Raw genomic sequence first — 17,618 nt, 5'->3', positions numbered from 1 at the left:
TCCCTGGTACGGTTACGCCAGCATGCGCACTTTCGGCTCACGTGCCCACTGGCGCGTCTTTGCGGCGGTAATGAATGCCTTGGTATCGGCGGCCGGAACGACGCCCGCATCCTTGCCGACGTTGCCGGCCTTCAACAGCACCTGCGCGCCTTCGTCGAACGCGATGGCCTTCAGATGCGCCCACGCAAAGCTCACAAAATCCAGTGCTGCCGATTCGCGCGTCAACAGCTTGGCCGCCTCCGACGACAGCAGCACCGCCACGGCATCGAACACCACCGACGGCGTGCCGGCCAGCTGCCCATCGGCGGCCAGTTGCTTGCCATCGCTGAGCTTGGCGCCGCCGAGCTTGGGGGCAACGATCTTGACCGTTGCGCCCGCAGCTTCCGCCGCCTTGCGCACGGCCTTGATGGCTGCTGCATCCGAGCCGTCGTGAATCAGGATGCCAACCGTGCGCCCCTTCAAGGTGTCTTTCATCTTGCCGATGATCTGCAAGGCGGGCGACAACGGCATGTCGATCGGCGCTACTGCAGCCGGTGGTGCCGGCGGCAGGTTAGTCATGCCCATGCCATCGGCCACACGCTGCGCCAGCTCCTGGTCGATATGGCGCAGATGCCCCACGATGGCTTCGCGCACGTGCGCGGTTTCCACCTTCGACAGTTCGAATACCAAGGCCGATGCCATGTGCGCCTGTTCCGGTGCGGTCTGGCTGCGGAAGAACAGTCTTGCCTGGCTGTAGTGATCGGCAAAGCTCTCTGCACGCACGCGACCCTTCGCGCCATCTTCGGCCGGGGTTGCATGGCTGGGGAACCCGCGAAGTGCCTCGCGCGGCGCATCGGCCTGCAGCGAACTGGGCTCATAGGCAACACGGCCCTTCGGCACGCCCATCTGCATATGACCATCGCGCTGATTGTTGGCGAACGGGCACTTGGGCGCGTTGATCGGAATCTGATGGAAGTTCGGTCCGCCCAGGCGGCTCAGCTGCGTATCCAGATAGGAGAACAGGCGGCCTTGCAGCAGCGGATCGTTGCTGAAATCGATGCCGGGCACGATGTTGGCCGGGCAGTAGGCAACCTGTTCGGTTTCAGCGAAGAAGTTGTCCGGCCAGCGGTCGAGCACCATGCGGCCGACGATCTGCAACGGCACCAACTCTTCGGGAATGACCTTGGTCGAATCCAGATGATCGAACGGGAATGCATCCGCTTCAGCCTCGGTGAACAACTGCACGCCAAGTTCCCATTCCGGGAAGTCGCCGTTCTGGATCGCTTCGAACAGATCGCGGCGATGGAAGTCCTGGTCGGCACCGGCGATCTTGACTGCTTCATCCCAGATGGTCGATTGCAGGCCCAGCTTGGGACGCCAATGGAACTTGACGAAGGTGCTCTCGCCTTTGTGATTGAGGAAACGGAAGCTGTGGATGCCGAAACCTTCGATCATGCGCAGCGACCGCGGGATGGTGCGGTCGCTCATCGCCCACATGATCATGTGCATCGATTCGGGGGTGAGTGAAATGAAATCCCAGAACGTGTCGTGTGCGCTGGCGGCCTGCGGGAAGCCGCGATCCGGTTCCATTTTCACAGCGTGGATCAGGTCCGGGAACTTTATCGCATCCTGAATGAAGAACACCGGGATGTTGTTGCCCACCAGATCCCAATTGCCTTCCTTGGTGTAGAACTTGACCGCAAATCCGCGCACATCGCGCGGTGTATCCACCGAGCCGGTACCGCCTGCGACGGTGGAAAAGCGCGTGAATAGCGGTGTTTTTTCGCCGACTTCGGTAAAGATCTTGGCGGTGGTGTACTGACTTAGCGATTTGGTGAGTTCGAAGTAGCCATGCGCGGCGCTGCCGCGTGCATGCACGATGCGCTCGGGGATGCGTTCGTGATCGAAGTGGGTGATCTTCTCGCGCAGGATGAAATCTTCCAGCAACGTCGGACCGCGTGGCGTTGCGCGCAGCGAGTTCTGGTTGTCACCAACCGGAATGCCCTGGTTGGTGGTCAGCTGCGGATGCGTACCACCGGCCTTCTGGTGCAACTCATCGCCAGTGCCGCGCGATACATCGGAGGTGACGCTTGCAGGTGCGGTGGCAGGAACCTGCGCGGATTCTTTGGGGGACTTGGCCATGGGGACTCCACTCTGGCGGGCTTGGGATGCGGGCTAGCAGCAAAGCCTGGGAGTGGTGCTGTTAATTGCATGTGTCTGCATGCGAACGAATACTCACATGCGCCGCGAACAGTGCGCTGTGTCGCAGGGTGTTGCATGGCGCGCGCAGCATCGCGCAAATACGCATGCGGCGAACGCGACCATTGCGTGTCAGAGCAAATCGAGCGGCTGTTTTTGCGTCGGCGGCGCGAATGCGCGATCAAGTTCTGCAACATCATCTGCATGCAATTGCAGCGTGCAGGCGGCGGCATTGGCTCGCACGTGTGCCGGTGTACCGGACTCGGGGATGGCGATCACGTTGCCACTGCGGATCGCCCAGGCAAGCGCTACTGCAGTTGCTGCCACGCCACGACGCGCGCCGATGGCATGCAGCACTGGATGATCGAGCAACGCACGGCTACCAAGTGGCGAGTAGGCCATCACAGCGACATCGTGCGCGGCGCACCACGGCAATAGATCGAACTCGATGCCGCGGCTACCAGCGTGGTACAGCACCTGGTTGACCAGGCAATGCGAACCGCCATCGATTGCCCACAACTCTTCCATGTCATCCACATCGAAGTTCGACACCCCCCAATCGCGAATCTTGCCGGCATCGCGTAATGCTTCGAACGCGTCCACCACCTCGGCCAGGTCGCTGCCGCCGCGCCAGTGCAGCAAGTACAGATCCAGCGTACGTACGCCAAGCCGTTGCAGGCTGGCTTCGCAGGCACGCGCAATCCCGCGCGCGCTGGCATTGCTGGGCAACACCTTGGACACCACATAGGGCGGCTGTGCGCTGCTCATGGCTTGGCTGATCAACTGTTCCGAGCGGCCGTTGCCATACATCTCGGCGGTGTCGATCAACTGCATGCCCAATTGCTGCCCGAGTTGCAGCGCTTCGATTTCCTGCTGCGGCGCATGCCGGCCTTGGCCCAGATTCCAGGAGCCCAGGCCCAATGCGGGCACGCGACGGCCGTTACGCAGTCGCACCTTTGCGCAGGGGGATGCAGTGGATTCGGACATGATTGGCTCCTGTCGCGTTGGTATCAGAGTGGCGGCCGGGCTAAACCGATGCAGCCGCGTTACTGCGACGATGGCTGTACCGATGTTGCCGCAGTGTCTGCATGCGTCTCCCAGAACGCGCAACGATGGCGCTGCACGAAGTCGGGCGTTGCGCCGATCCTGTGCGGCGACAGCGTGAGCGGTGTATCGCCATCGAAGCGCGGCCACTGCGGCCGCCCGCCACCGTTGGGATCGCCAGTGCGTGCAAACGCACCCCAGTAATCCTGCAGAGTATCGGCAAGCGCCTGTTGCGCCGGTGTGAACCGCGCTTGGCCACTGAGCACCCACGGGCGCTGGAACAGATACACCAATTCGGAAGCATGAAAAGCGCCCAATGCCGGCGAAAACGGCCAGCGCAACAGACCATACGGCGCCTGCGGGTCATCGAATTCATAGGCGTACACCGGCGCATGCGTGCGCAGTGCCTGCCCAAGCCGACGCGTGGGGCAGGCGAAGCCGCCATCGGTGACGATGTCGGCGAACGCCTCCCAGCGCGATTGCGCGGCGACATCTGCGTACTGCGCCAGGATCGGCGCAGGGGATGCATGCATGCGCTGCACGCGCGCTTCATAGCCGCTGCGCAGGTTGAGCTTGCCGATATAAGACAGTAGTTGCGCAAACAGACGCCCTTCGTCGCGATTGTTGCCGATCAGCACGGGCACCTGTGCATGTTGACCGTTGGCAATTGCGGCGGCCGGCGGCAGCGGCAGTACCTCACCACCGGACATCGGTGCCCACGCATCGCTGCCGGTGAGCCCGCGTCGTTGTGGTGTTGCATCGGCGAGCGTGTCGGCCGGCAATGTGCGAAGGCATGCGGCGACATCGCTGGTCTGCGCGCAGCCCAGACGCTGCGCCATGCGCGCGCCGCCGATTTCTGCTTCGCGCTGCGGAATGCTGGAATCGCTCGCCAGGCAACTCCCGCTTTGCAGGATGGCGCGTTGAAACAACCCGGCCGCGCCAGGCGAGGCGAGTTGATAACAGATGCTCCATGCACCGGCCGATTCGCCGAACACCGTGACGTTATGCGCGTCCCCGCCGAACCCGGCGATATTGCGCTGTACCCAGCGCAACGCCGCCTGCTGATCGAGTAATGCGTACGCACCTTCGCCTTCGCCTTCGCCACGCAGGCTGGGATGCGCGTAGAAACCGAACACGCCCAGCCGATAATTGGGTGCCACCACAACGACATCCTGGCGCGTGGCCAACGCGCTCAGGTCGTAGTCGACATTGCTGCCCAGCTCCAGCGCGCCGCCATAGATCCACACCATCACCGCGCGTGGATGCGCGGGTGCGGGACCGGGCGGTGCGTAGACATTGAGCGTGAGGCAATCTTCGGAGACATGTTTCTGCCCGAAGCGATACCGCGGCAGACAGGCCGGCCCGGCTTGGGTGGCATCGCGGACCTGCGTCCATGGGGGCGGCGGCTGCGGCGCGCGGAAGCGCAATGCGCCCACCGGTGGCGCTGCAAACGGCACGCCTAAAAATGCCCGGCCCTGCGCACTGGCAACACCACGCACCGGGCCAGCCGCGGTCTGCACCACCTCCGCGCGCGCATCGGGGGCGTGAACGAGCGCCGGCACCTCGCCGGGACGCCGTGGTGCGCAGCCAATCAGCAGGCAGGCGGCCATCAGCACGGTGCCGAAGTATTTCAGTTCATGCATGCGCCAGGGTCCGCTGTGGAGTGAGAGCGTTCGCCATCATGCTGATGGCACTTGTAGGCCAGGCAAACGCATGCTGGGTGTACGCGCGCCGAGCAGCAGTTGGCGCGCGTGTTCGGCGCCATTTGCCGAACGAACGTGCGACCCCATGTTGCAGGGATGTGTCCGATCTCGCTCAAGGCGGATGTTTCGCTAATGACATCTGTCGCGACCGCTGCGATGGAAGGTCTTTCGAACTAGCGAGCTGGTGGCTTGCAGTGAAGCCGCAGTGCCACGGCCACCCGATGGCGTGCGTATCGGGCATTGGCAGCCCTGCGTAGTGCAAAAAAACCCAGCCCTGTTACCGGCTGGGTTTTGGCTGACGGTCGCTGGTGCGTCGATCAGGCTTCGGCGTCTTCCTTGTACGCATCCACCGGGATGCACGCGCACATGACGTTCTTGTCGCCATAGACGTTGTCCACGCGTGCCACCGGCGGCCAGTACTTCTGCTGCCTGAGGCTGGGCAGCGGAAAGGCGGCCAGTTCGCGCGGGTAAGCATGCGCCCACTCGCTGGCCGACACCTGCGTTGCGGTGTGCGGCGCGTGCTTGAGCGGATTGTCCTCACGGTCCAGGCGGCCGTCTTCGATGGCGCGGATCTCTTCGCGGATCTGGATCATGGCGTCGATGAAGCGATCCAGTTCATGCTGCGATTCGCTTTCGGTCGGTTCGACCATCAGCGTGCCGGCCACCGGGAAGCTCAAGGTCGGTGCATGGAAGCCGAAGTCGATGAGCCGCTTGGCGATGTCCTCGGCGCCGATGCCGCTGGTCTTCTCCAGCGGGCGTACGTCAAGAATGCATTCATGCGCCACCAACCCGTTGCGGCCGGTGTACAGCGTCTTGTAATGCGGTGCCAGCCGCTTGGCGATGTAGTTGGCGTTGAGCAACGCCACCTGGGTGGCCTTGCGCAAACCAGCGCTGCCCATCATGGTCACGTACATCCAGCTGATCGGCAGGATCGAGGCAGAACCGTAGGCCGCCGCGCTGACCATGCCGCCGATGCGCGAGGAGTGTCCACTCCCGCTTTCGGAGTTGAATCCGCCGCCATGGATGGCGGCAGTTTGACCTTCGCCGGCATGGATGCCGGCACGAGGCAAATACGGCGCCAGATGCGACTTCACCGCGCACGGTCCCACGCCCGGGCCGCCGCCGCCGTGCGGAATGCAGAAGGTCTTGTGCAGATTGAGGTGCGACACGTCCGAGCCCCACTTGCCGGGCTTGGCCACGCCAACCAGCGCGTTCATGTTGGCGCCGTCGGTATAGACCTGACCGCCATGCGCATGCACCGCTTCGCAGATGGCCACCACATCTTCTTCGAACACGCCGTGCGTGGACGGGTAGGTGATCATCAACGCGGCGAGACGGTCGGAATATTTCTCCGCCTTGGCGCGGATGTCCTCGACATCGACGTTGCCGTTGGCATCGCACTTGGTGACCACCACGGTCATGCCGCACATCTGCGCCGAGGCTGGGTTGGTGCCGTGCGCGGATTCGGGAATCAGGCAGATATCGCGATGCGCTTCACCGCGCGAACGGTGATACGCGCGGATCGCCAGCAGGCCGGCATATTCGCCCTGCGCACCGGAATTGGGCTGCAGGCTCACCGCGTCGTAGCCGGTGCACTCGACCAGCATCGCTTCCAGCTCATCGATCAGCTGCGCGTAGCCAGCCGACTGTTCGGCCGGTGCCAGCGGATGGATGGCGCCGAACTCGGGCCAGGTCACCGGAATCATTTCAGCGGTGGCGTTGAGCTTCATGGTGCAGCTGCCCAGCGGGATCATGGTGCGATCCATCGCCAGATCCTTGTCGGCCAGCGAGCGCATGTAGCGCAGCAATTCGTGTTCGCTGTGGTGGGTGTTGAACACCGGGTGCGTCAGAAACGTGCTGCTGCGTAGCAGGCCTTGCGGCAGCGCATCGGCGGTGACGGCATCCAGGGCATCGATGTCCGCCTGCGCACCGAACAGCTGCGCCAGCGCTACCACATCGGCGCGCGTGGTGGTTTCGTCCAGGCTGATGCCGACCGCTTCGCTATCGATGGCACGCAGGTTGATACCGGCCGCATGCGCCTTGGCGTGGATGGTATCGGCATCGATTGCCTTGACGTGCAGCGTGTCGAAGAAATGCTCGCCCACGGTGACGCCAGCGCTGCGCAGTGCAGCAGCCAAGATGGCAGCCAGGCGGTGTGTGCGGCGCGCAATGCGGGTCAGCCCGTCGGGGCCGTGATACACCGCATACATCGAAGCCATCACTGCCAGCAGCACCTGCGCGGTGCAGATGTTGGAGGTGGCCTTCTCGCGGCGGATATGTTGTTCGCGCGTCTGCAAGGTGAGGCGGTACGCCGGGTTGCCGGCGGCATCGATCGACACACCGATCAAACGGCCCGGCATCGAACGCTTGTAGGCATCGCGGCAGGCCATGAAGGCGGCATGCGGGCCGCCGAAACCGAACGGCACGCCAAAGCGCTGCGAATTGCCGACCACGATGTCCGCGCCCCATTCGCCGGGCGCGGCAATCAACGTCAGTGCGAGCAGATCAGTGGCCACAGCCACCAGGCCGCCCTGCGCATGCACGGCATCGGCCAGCGCGGCGTGGTCGCCGATGTGTCCGAAGCTGTCCGGGTATTGCAGCAGCACACCGAAACATTCGGCCTGCAGTGCTTCTTCCGGGGTGCCGACGCGCAGCACGATGCCCAGCGGCTCGGCGCGGGTACGCAGCAGTTCCAGCGTTTGCGGATGCACCGCGTCGTGCACGAAGAAGGTGTCCGACTTCGACTTGGCCGAGCGCTTGGCCAGCGTCATCGCTTCGGCCGCGGCAGTGGCTTCGTCGAGCAGCGAGGCGTTGGCGATCTGCATGCCGGTGAGGTCGGCGCACAGGGTCTGAAAGTTGATCAGCGCTTCCATGCGGCCCTGCGAGATCTCGGCCTGGTACGGCGTATACGCGGTGTACCAGGCCGGATTTTCCAGGATGTTGCGCAAGATCACCTTCGGCGTGTGGGTGCCGTAATAGCCCTGGCCGATAAAGGTGCGCTGCACCTGATTCTTGCTGGCAATCGCGCGGATCTTGGCCAGCGCTTCTTCTTCGGTGATCGCCTCGGGCAACGCGAGCGCGGCCGGCGATTTGATGTTGCCCGGCACGATGGCGTCGGTGAGCGCATCCAGGGAGGCGTGGCCAACCACCTCCAGCATCTGCGCGATTTCCGCGTCGTTGGGGCCGATGTGGCGCTCGACGAACGCGCTGTGGTGTTCGAGGTCGCGCAGGGAAGACGGGGTCTGGGACATGGCGGGCATCCGGGGCAGGGGCAGACGAATGGTCGACCCGCACCGCAACCGGTATGACGCGCATGCGCGCACCACGACCTGCCGCAGCGACGGTCTTCCTCGCGCCCCTCTGTCCTTTTGCCTGAGAGTTTAAAAACGCGGCATGGCACCTGGCCTGCCTGCATTCCGTGCCCCTTCGGCGCCGGCCGCGGCCGGTCTCTCCAGAGTTGTGTTGAAGATGGTATCGGGCCTGAGCGATTACGGGCTGTTGCGCCTTCGGCAGCGGCAGTGCCGCTTCTCCCACCGTGTTGCCCGGCTAGTATAGCCAGCGCCCGGCCGCTTGGCGAAACGCTTCGCGGGGCCATGAGCCGCCAGAGACCGGACGAGTCGCCTGGTCCGGCCCCCAGGGTTTCAGCGGTCGCTGTTCCCCCCGTTACCGGGTGGTCCGGCAACGGCAGCGCCCGCTCGCTCCTGCTAGCGCAGGCGGATCAATGGTGCCCGTGGTTGGGCGGCGGCTGATCGTGCTTGGTATTGGCGTTCGGCGGGGGATAGTCCCCACCGCCGACATGCTTCCACAGACGCTGGTCCAGCGGCTCCGGCCGGCCCTTGGCCCCGGCGGGCCGCTGCAACGATTGCGCGCCATTGGTTGGCGATTTTTTCGACAGGTTCATATAGAAGTCCTCACGGGTTTTCCCTTCGTACGCAGTGCCACGCCGCCCGAAGGGACGACTGCGTGACCGCCTCGGCCATCTGCCCGGTGGCCGATGAGACGACACTGGTCGCTGGAGCGTAGAGCCGGTGGCAGGACCATGGGATCCAGCGTGCGCGGGTGCCGTTGCGACCCAAGGCCGGCGCACGACGGTGTGTGCGCGGGAACGAACGTCGCATCCGCCAGGTCCGTGCCGGTACGCGGCGATGTGATGCCGGTCACCGCAAGCGCTCCTGACCGCCCGGTCGGATCGCTGGCATTCGCAAAGCGCAGCGCTTTTGCGCAGCGTGTCCGCGTGTGCTGTGGCGCACGATGCACGCTTGGCTGGTGATGCGTCCCGCCGGCATGCCGCCGCCGACCAGCATCGGACAGGGGAGGCGCGACGTGGACTACCATTTCATTTCCGGGCTGCCGCGGGCGGGCTCGTCCCTGCTGGCCGCGTTGCTGCGTCAGAACCCGCACGTGCACGCCGATGTCACCTCGCCGGTCGCGCGACTCTACGCGGCGATGCTGATGGGCATGAGCGAGGAACATCCCTCCAATGTGCAGATCGACGACGCACAGCGGGTACGGCTGCTGCGTTCGGTATTCGACGCCTATTACCAGGATCGCCAGGGGCTGGGCACGGTGTTCGACACCAACCGCGCCTGGTGCAGCCGCCTGACAGGTCTGGCGACGCTATTCCCGCGCAGCCGCCTCATCTGTTGCGTACGCGATGTCGGCTGGGTCGTCGATAGCTTCGAGCGCCTGGCGCAGACCCAGCCACTGCGCTTGTCGGCGTTGTTCGGCTACGACCCGGAAGACTCGGTCTCGCTGCGCGCGGACCTGCTGACCGCACCGCGCGGCGTGGTGGGCTATGCGCTGGATGGGCTGCGCCAGGCGTTCTATGGCGAACATGCCGATCGTCTGCTGCTGTTGCGCTACGACACGCTGGCGCAGCGGCCGGCGCAGGCGATGGAGCAAATCTACGCCTTCCTGCAACTGCCGGCGTTCGCGCACGACTACGCCGGCGTCCAGGCCGAGGCCGAACGCTTCGATGCCGCGCTGCAGATGCCGGGCCTGCATCGTGTCCGTCGCGGGGTGCAGTACGTCCCCCGGCGCAGCGTGTTGCCGCCGGCGCTATTCGAACGGTTACAGGAGCTGGCCTTCTGGGAACACGGGTCCTCGCATGGAGCTCTGCTGGTATGAGCAGGCACGCGGCTTGGCAACGCACGGCGGCGCGGTGGCGGCAATACCGGGCAGGTGGGCGGCACGGGCGGACGTCGGCGGCCGCTGGCGGATGACGCCCCTGTTCCGACGCGAGGCGGTGGACTACCGGCAGCGCAGTCGGCTCGGGCCGGTGGTGCTGCGCCAGCATGGCGCGCTGCGTTGGTGCGTGGGCCTGTTGATGGCGACAGTGATCCTGCTGTTGATCGGATTCTTCTGCCTGGGCTTCGCGCGTAGCGAGACCTTGTATGGCACGGTCGTCCCGGCGGGCGGACTGATCGCCGTCACCACACCGCAGTCGGGCGTGGTGGTGCAGGTCGGCGCCGTGCAGGGCCAGGTCGTCGCTGCGGGCCAGCTGCTGTTCGTGTTGTCGTCCGAACATCGCGACGATCGCGGGCGGCCGACCCAGCGCGCTGCTGCGGTGCTGGCCGAACAGCAGCGCCTGGCCGTCGAGGCGATGGCGCAGTTGCGTACCCAGGGGCGCGTGCAACAGCAGGCGGCTGTGCGGGCGCTGGCCGGCCTGCGCGATCGTCTGCAGCAGATCGACGCCGAACTGGACTTGCTGCGCCATCGGCAGCAGCTGACCCAATCGATCGAGCAGCGTTACCGCACCGCGTTGACGCGCGGCCTGGTCAGTCAGCAATTCGTCGACGAGAAGCAGGCCGACGTGCTCGACCAACGCGCGCATACCCTGGAGCTGCAGCGCGAGCGCATGGCCTTGGCCGATGCACTTGCGCAGGCCCAGGCCGAGTTGCAGCAGCTACCGTCGAGCTTGCGCCAACAATTGGCGATGGCCGGTGCCGGCCTGCAGGAGGACCGGCGTGCGGCGATCGAGCAGGCGGCCGCGTCGCGTTGGCAAGTGCGCGCGCCGCGTGCCGGGCGTGTGGCGCTGCGACCGCTGCAGATCGGCCAGGCGGTTGCGCAGGGGCAACGCCTGGCCGATCTGCTGCCGACGTCCATGGCGACCGAGGTCGTGTTGTATGCGCCCTCCCGGGCCGCCGGGCTGATTGGGCCCGGGATGCCGGTGCAACTGCGCTTGGATGCCTTGCCCTACCAGCACTACGGTCAGTTTGCCGGGCGGGTGGTCGAGATCGCCGCGGCGCCCGAGCCGCCGCGCGTCGACGCTACGTCGGTGAGCGAACCGTTATACCGCGTGCGGGTGCGCCTGGCTGGGGATGCCGCGCTGCGTGCACGACGCACGGCGGTCCTGCGACCGGGCATGCGCGTGCAGGGCACGCTGGCATTGGAATGGCGGCGTTTCTCGCAGTGGGCGTTCGAGCCGCTGTCCAGCTTGCACGGCACGCTGCGATGAGCCGCTGGTGGGCGCAGCTGCGCCGAGCATCCGGCGTGCGTGCGTTGCCGATGATTCTGCAGGGGCAAGTCGGCGAATGCGGATTGGCGGCCATGGCCATGATCGCCCACTATCACGGTTGCCACGTCGGCCTGGCCGAACTGCGCCGCCGGTTCCTGCTGTCGCGGCAGGGGACCAACCTGGCCAATCTGGTCGCGATCGCGCAGGCGCTCGGTCTGCAGGCGCGCGCGTTGCGGCTGGAAATGGACGCGCTGCCGGAGTTGCAGCTGCCCTGCATCGTGCATTGGGATCTCAATCATTTCGTCGTGCTCAAGCGGGTCGGCACCCGCCGTCTGCAGATCCATGATCCGGCCAGCGGGCCACGGAGTCTGACGCCGGGCCAATTCGCTCGCCATTTCTCCGGGATCGCGCTGGAACTCAGCCCGGCCCCCGACTTCCGTCCGCAAGCTGCGGCGCCGGCAGTGGCGTTGTCCTCGTTGATCGGTCGTGTCCACGGGCTTGGACGGGCGGTCTGGCAGGTGCTTGCGTTGGCATTCGCGCTCGAGGTGCTCAGCCTGGGAATGCCGTTCCAACTGCAGTGGATCGTCGATCAGGCGGTGCCGTCGGCCGACATCGGGTTGATCCATGTCCTTGGCGCCGGGTTCCTGTTGCTGGTGGTCCTGCAATCCTGCATCGCCCTGCTGCGCGGATGGCTGATCGCCAGTGTGTCGGCACAGCTGGGCTTTCAATGGATGGGGCAGGTGTTTGCGCACCTGCTCGCGCTCCCGTTGGCGTATTTCGAGAAGCGTCACCTCGGCGGCATCCAGTCGCGCTTCGCCTCGATCACGCAGGTGCAACGCACCTTGACGACCGGATTCACCCAGACCCTGGTCGATGGCGTGCTGGTGATCGGCACCCTCGGCCTGATGCTGGTCTACAGCGTCGGCCTCAGCGCGATTACGCTGGTGGCGGTAGCGCTGTATGCGGCGACACGCTGGCTGTGGCTGCGGCGGATGCGCGAAGCCGCCGCCGAGCAGTTGTTGTGGGACGCGCGCCAGCACACCCACCTGCTGGAGAGCGTGCGCGGCATCCAGGGCGTGCGGCTGTTCGGTCGCCAGCAGGTGCGGCGCATGGACTGGACCCATCTGCTGGCCGAACAGACCAATGCGCAACTGCGCCTGGCGCAGGGCGAGGTCTGGCAGTCGTCACTCAAGCGCCTGCTGTTCGGATGCGAGCGGGTGTTGGTGATCTGGCTCGCCGCGTTCGCGATCCTGCGCGCAGAGCTTTCGCTTGGCATGCTGCTGGCATTCATGGCCTATCGCGAGCAGTTCGCCATGCGCTTGTCCGAGCTGATCGATCGGCTGGTGGAGTTCCGCCTGTTGCGCGTCCATCTGGAGCGGGTGGCCGACATCGTCCATCAGCCACGCGAGGAGGCCGATCAGCGCATCGATGCGCCGGCCTGGAACGACACCACCATCGAACTGTGCGGCATCGGCTTCCGCTACGCCGACGATACCCCGGCGGTGCTCGAAGACGTCAGCGTGCGCATCGCAAGCGGGGAATGCGTGGCCATCACCGGCGCGTCCGGGTGCGGCAAGACCACCCTGGTCAAGGTGATCCTCGGCCTGCTGAAACCCAGCGCCGGGCAAGTGAAGATCGGCGGGCGCCCACTGCGCGACGCGGCGCTGACGCACTATCGCGCCATCGTCGGCACGGTGATGCAGGACGATCTGCTGTTCACCGGATCGGTCAGCGAAAACATCAGTTTCTTCGACCCGGAGCCGGACCAAGCGCAGATCGAACGTTGCGCGCGCATCGCCGGCGTGCACCAGGAGGTGGAGCAGATGCCGCTGGGCTACGCTTCGTTGTTGAGCGAGGCGGGCACCGGGTTGTCGGGCGGGCAGCGGCAACGCGTCTTGCTGGCGCGCGCGCTGTACAGGTCGCCGCGCATCCTGGTGCTGGACGAGGCGACCAGCCATCTGGACGTCATGAACGAGCAGCGCGTCAATCGCGCCATCCAGGCAATGCAGGTCACCCGGATCATCGTGGCGCATCGGCGCGAAACCGTGGGCATGGCCGCACGCGTCATTACCCTGGAGCGGGGACGGGTGGTGAGCGATCAGCCGATCGCCGACTGGCAGCGGTTGCAGGAGCGCTCCACCGCAGCCGACTGATCGCTGCCGCTTCCACTGGCGCCGAGCAATGCCGGCTTCGTTGTTGCACGCGCTCGCAGGCGCTTGGCTGGACAGGAGGACGATGCCGTGCTGGCACGAAGCGGGCGCGACGGCGATCTGATGTCTGCGTGTCGCGCATGCGCTCCAACGCTGGCCGCATGCGTTGGCAGTTGGCGTAAAGTGTCGGCTCCTTTGCCCCCGTGCCTGCCGCTGCGGTTGGCCTGACCACCGCTGCCGGTGCCTGCGCGTGGGGAGTTATCCGGATACCGTTGCGCATGACTTCTGCTGTTCCCTCCACCCGTCGCATGGCGCTGCTGCTTGCCGGGCTGGCGATGTTCGGCCCGTTTTCGATCGACACCATCTTCCCGGCGTTCTCGCAGCTCAGCCGTAGCCTGGCGGTTGACCAGGTGGCGATCCAGCAGACCATCAGCGTCTATCTGCTGGCCTACGGCCTGATGAGCATTGCGCACGGGCCGTTGTCCGATGCGTGGGGCCGTAAGCGGGTGATCCTGGGCGGGCTGGCGTTGTTTATCGCCGGCTCGGTCGGGTGTGCGCTATCGCAAGACTTGCCCATGCTGCTGGCGTTCCGCGCGCTGCAGGGCTTGTCGGCCGGGGTGGGCATGATCGTCGGCCGCGCGGTGATCCGCGACCTGTTCAATGGACCGGATGCCCAGCGGCTGATGAGCCAGGTGTCGATGATCTTCGGCATTGCGCCGGCCATCGCGCCGATCATTGGCGGCTGGATCCTGCTCAGTGGCGCCGGCTGGCCGGTGATCTTCTGGTTTCTGGTGGTGTTCAGCCTGGTGCTGCTGGTCGCAACCATGGCCTGGCTGCCGGAGACCCACCCGGTGGAAGCGCGTACGCCGCTGCAGTTCAAGCGCCTGCTGCAGGACTATGTGCGCATCGGCTTCAACCCGCGCTTCCAGCGTCTGGCTGCGGCCGGGTCGTTCAATTTTGCCGGCATCTTCTTGTACATCGCCTCGGCGCCGGTGCTGATCATGCAGCATCTGAAGCTGGGCGAAGGCGACTTCGCCTGGCTATTCATTCCCACCATCGGCGGCATGACGCTGGGTTCGTTCCTGTCCGGGCGCATGGCCGGGCGCATGGACCCGGTGCGGCAGATCCGCATCGGCTTCATCTGCTGCGGGGTGGCGGCGCTGGTCAATCAGGCCTACACGTTTGCGGTGGTGCAGATCGCCTTGCCGTGGGCGGTGCTGCCGATCTTCCTGGCGGGCATGGGCATGGCGCTGATCTTCCCGATCCTGGCGCTGGCGGTGCTGGACATGTACCCGCAGCAGCGCGGCCTGGCGTCCTCGCTGCAGGCCTTCACCCAGTTGATGACCAATACGTTGGTGGCCGGCGTGCTGTCGCCGCTGCTGAGTGAACACCCGCGGCATCTGGCGATCGGCATGACCGGCTTTTTCTTGCTGGGCTGGCTATTCTGGCGTTGGGAACGCCGCAGCGGACGCCGTTTACGACACCGCCAGGCCACCGAGGCAGTGCCTCTGGAGCCGGCCGACCACCTCTGACCCCACAGGAGCCTGCATGTCCACCGATTCCAAGTTGCGCCGTGATGCCCGCAAGCGCGCCGCCGAGCGCCAGCGCAACCAGGCCGCCGCCAATCCCGCGCCGGTCTCCCCGATCGAACCGCATGCCGAACTCCGCGATCAGCAACGCACGCTTCTGGCCGGCATCGTCCGCCGCGACGGCGAATGGGTGCTGGGCATGGATGGCCGCATCGCCGGCGAAAGCACCAGCGCCGCGCAGGTCCTGGCGCTGATCATGCGCGCCGCCGAGCTGCACGAACGCCGGGGCACGCCGGTACGGCTGACCTACTCGGACGCCCTCAAGGACGCCGCGCACGCCGAAGCCCGTGCCGACGGCATGGAGTTCGAGCAATTCAAGACCAAATTGAGCGAACGATTGCAGGGCGGCGCCAAGCTCAATTGAGCTTGGCTGCACAAGCGCGTTTGGTGACAAGACGTTATGTCATTGCCGCGATTCGGCAGTGACATAACGGTAAGCACCGTGTGTCAGCGCGGCGCAGCAGGCGCGGTTGTCGTGGTCGCTGGAGCGGCGGCAGTTGTCTGCCACCCACACATCTGCCCCTGATTCTGCTGCTTCAGCCATTCACTCATCGGCGCGAAATATTCCAGCATCGGGCCGGCGTCGAGTTTGTCGTTGCCGGTGAGTTCCTTGAGGGTGGTTTGCCACGGTTGGCTGGAGCCGCGCTGCAGCATCGACCAGAACTTCTGCCCGGCGTCCTTGTTGCCGTAGAAGCTGCATTCGTACAGCGGGCCCTGATGGCCGGCCGCCTGGCACAGGCCTTTGTAGAACTGGAATTGCAGGATGTGCGCCAAAAAATAGCGCGTATACGGCGTGTTGCCGGGCACGTGGTACTTGGCGCCGGGATCGAAGAATTCTTCGCCACGTGCGCTCACCGGCGCCACGCCCTGGTACTTGGCTTTGAGTTCCCACCACGCCTGGTTGTAATGCTCGGGCGTAATCGACCCGTCGAACACGCCCCAGCGCCAGCGATCGATCATCAGGCCGAACGGCAGGAACGCCACCTTGCTCAGCGCCATGCGCATCTGCGAATTGATCAATGACTCGCGGCCGGTCTGCTGTTCGCCCACCATGCCGATCGACTGCAGATACCTGGGCGTCATCGCCAGCACGATGGTGTCGCCGATCGCTTCGTGGAACCCATCGTTGGCGCCGTTCTGGAACAGTGGCGGCAACGGGTTGTAGGCCAGGTCGTAATAGATGTGGCCTAGCTCGTGATAGATGGTGGTGAAATCTTCTTCGGTGGGTTTGATGCACATCTTGGTGCGCACGTCCGCACCGATGTTCTGGTTCGGTTCGCCGCCCATGTTCATGTCCCAGGCGCTGGCGTGGCAGACCACATCGCGGTCCAGCGGTTTGATGAACTGCGAGCGCTGCCAATAGGTGTCCGGCAGCTTGGGCATGCCGAGCGAGGTGTAGAAATCCTGCGCGCGCTCGGTCATCTGTTTGGCGGTGCGCAGCTGTGCTTCGCGCTCGGCATTGAAGCGTGCGGCTGCGCCACCATCGCCGCCGTTGTTGCGTGCCAGCACGGCAGTGAGGTTGCCCTGGTACTGTTTTTCCAGCGCTGAGGTGATGTCCAGATCGCCGGCACCGGGGTAGGGCTGCAGCAGATCCCACAGATTGCTCCAGTCCTGCTGCCACATATTGCCCATGAGATGCGCCGGCAACAGGCCGCCGGCGACCTCGCCCTTGTCCTTGCCGTATTGCGTATCGAGTTTGCCACGCGCATAGCACTGCAACTGCGCGTACAGCGGTTTGACCTGTTCCCACAGGCGGTCGGTTTCGCTGGCCAGTTGCGCCGGTGGCATGTCGTAGCCACTGCGCCACAACACCCCGACGTCGGCGAAGCCAAGTCCGCGCGCGCCTTCGTTGACGAGCTCGACGAAGCGTTGGTAATCCTTGCGCATGGGCTGTGCGGTGCTGTGCCAGCCCTGCCAGGCGTCGAGTTGTTCGGTGTAGTCGCGGCTGCTGGCCAGCACTTGTTCCAGTTCGCCGAGCTGGCGGCAGCGGCGCTGCTCGCCCTCGCCCACGCAGTAACTGCCGCTGCCGTAATCGCCTTCCATCTTGGCGGCGATGCGGGTGAGTTCGGCCAGCTTTGCCGGGTCGCGTGGTGCGGGCAGGGCGCTCATGAATTTCAGCAATTGCAGCGCACGTGTGCTGTCGGCCGACATCGGTGTGCCGGCGTACTGCTTGGATTGTTCGATCCAGCGATCCAGCTGTGCCAGCGAACGCTCGTTGGCCTTGGCCGCGAGCAATTGCGAATCGCCGTTGATATAGGTCGACGACAGCCACTGCGCGGCAGTGGTTTCCGGATAGGCCGCCTTGTATTCGGCGCCGATGCGCGCAACGAACTGGTCGGCGCTTTCCTCCGGGGCAGTTTTAGTCGCGACAGGTTTGGCGGGCGGTGCCGCATCCCGGCGGCAGGCCGACAAGCTCAGGGTGCCGGCAGCCACAGCCAACGCCAGCAACAGCAAACGAGGATTCACGGGTGGTCCTTGCAGTGAAGTCCGGCGAAGG

At 65.2% G+C, this 17,618-nt stretch carries 11 protein-coding genes and 1 riboswitch; of the genes, 5 read left to right on the top strand and 6 right to left on the bottom strand.

Annotation, left to right across the window (positions count from 1 at the left end; translation table 11 throughout):
- Positions 1 to 12: 12 nt before the first annotated feature.
- The 5 genes from XpruCFBP8353_RS12305 to raxX form a co-directional block, all read right to left on the bottom strand.
- The gene (locus XpruCFBP8353_RS12305; RefSeq protein WP_101363496.1) at positions 13 to 2,121 is read right to left on the bottom strand and encodes a catalase; all 2,109 of its coding nucleotides are present in this window, start codon (positions 2,119 to 2,121) and stop codon (positions 13 to 15) included.
- Between the two features lie 189 nt (positions 2,122 to 2,310).
- Positions 2,311 to 3,165 (bottom strand): aldo/keto reductase, encoded by an 855-nt coding sequence (locus tag XpruCFBP8353_RS12300; RefSeq protein ID WP_101363495.1) that lies wholly within the window; start codon positions 3,163 to 3,165, stop codon positions 2,311 to 2,313.
- 59 nt (positions 3,166 to 3,224) lie between these two features.
- Complete coding sequence (locus XpruCFBP8353_RS12295) at positions 3,225 to 4,865, bottom strand: carboxylesterase/lipase family protein (RefSeq protein WP_101363494.1); 1,641 nt, start codon at positions 4,863 to 4,865, stop codon at positions 3,225 to 3,227.
- Positions 4,866 to 5,242: 377 nt separating this feature from the next.
- Complete coding sequence (gcvP, locus tag XpruCFBP8353_RS12290) at positions 5,243 to 8,176, bottom strand: aminomethyl-transferring glycine dehydrogenase (RefSeq protein ID WP_101363493.1); 2,934 nt, start codon at positions 8,174 to 8,176, stop codon at positions 5,243 to 5,245.
- A 99-nt stretch (positions 8,177 to 8,275) separates the two neighbouring features.
- A riboswitch (glycine riboswitch) is annotated at positions 8,276 to 8,390 on the bottom strand.
- Between the two features lie 253 nt (positions 8,391 to 8,643).
- On the bottom strand, positions 8,644 to 8,826 hold the full coding sequence (gene raxX, locus XpruCFBP8353_RS12285) for a RaxX family RiPP (protein ID WP_101363492.1): 183 nt from the start codon (positions 8,824 to 8,826) through the stop codon (positions 8,644 to 8,646).
- Positions 8,827 to 9,248: 422 nt separating this feature from the next.
- On the opposite strand from raxX, the gene raxST reads away from it, so the two are divergent.
- The 5 genes from raxST to XpruCFBP8353_RS12260 all read left to right on the top strand — a co-directional run bounded on the left by raxST (position 9,249) and on the right by XpruCFBP8353_RS12260 (position 15,485).
- On the top strand, positions 9,249 to 10,052 hold the full coding sequence (raxST, locus tag XpruCFBP8353_RS12280; protein ID WP_101363674.1) for a RiPP modification sulfotransferase RaxST: 804 nt from the start codon (positions 9,249 to 9,251) through the stop codon (positions 10,050 to 10,052).
- The gene (locus XpruCFBP8353_RS12275; protein ID WP_207759632.1) at positions 10,033 to 11,382 is read left to right on the top strand and encodes an HlyD family secretion protein; all 1,350 of its coding nucleotides are present in this window, start codon (positions 10,033 to 10,035) and stop codon (positions 11,380 to 11,382) included. The genes raxST and XpruCFBP8353_RS12275 overlap by 20 nt, the downstream gene beginning before the upstream one ends.
- The gene (raxB, locus tag XpruCFBP8353_RS12270) at positions 11,379 to 13,535 is read left to right on the top strand and encodes a peptidase domain-containing ABC transporter RaxB (protein ID WP_101363490.1); all 2,157 of its coding nucleotides are present in this window, start codon (positions 11,379 to 11,381) and stop codon (positions 13,533 to 13,535) included. The genes XpruCFBP8353_RS12275 and raxB overlap by 4 nt, the downstream gene beginning before the upstream one ends.
- A gap of 275 nt (positions 13,536 to 13,810) precedes the next feature.
- On the top strand, positions 13,811 to 15,064 hold the full coding sequence (locus XpruCFBP8353_RS12265; protein WP_101363489.1) for a multidrug effflux MFS transporter: 1,254 nt from the start codon (positions 13,811 to 13,813) through the stop codon (positions 15,062 to 15,064).
- Between the two features lie 16 nt (positions 15,065 to 15,080).
- Complete coding sequence (locus tag XpruCFBP8353_RS12260) at positions 15,081 to 15,485, top strand: hypothetical protein (RefSeq protein ID WP_101363488.1); 405 nt, start codon at positions 15,081 to 15,083, stop codon at positions 15,483 to 15,485.
- An 83-nt stretch (positions 15,486 to 15,568) separates the two neighbouring features.
- Here XpruCFBP8353_RS12260 and XpruCFBP8353_RS12255 read toward each other — a convergent pair whose 3' ends face one another.
- On the bottom strand, positions 15,569 to 17,587 hold the full coding sequence (locus tag XpruCFBP8353_RS12255; protein ID WP_101363487.1) for a M2 family metallopeptidase: 2,019 nt from the start codon (positions 17,585 to 17,587) through the stop codon (positions 15,569 to 15,571).
- Positions 17,588 to 17,618: the final 31 nt, after the last annotated feature.

Source organism: Xanthomonas prunicola, assembly GCF_002846205.1.
GTDB classification, from domain to species: Bacteria; Pseudomonadota; Gammaproteobacteria; order Xanthomonadales; family Xanthomonadaceae; genus Xanthomonas; species Xanthomonas prunicola.
The sequence above is the reverse complement of the archived record's forward strand: the minus strand, read 5'-3'. Positions and strand labels throughout refer to the sequence as shown.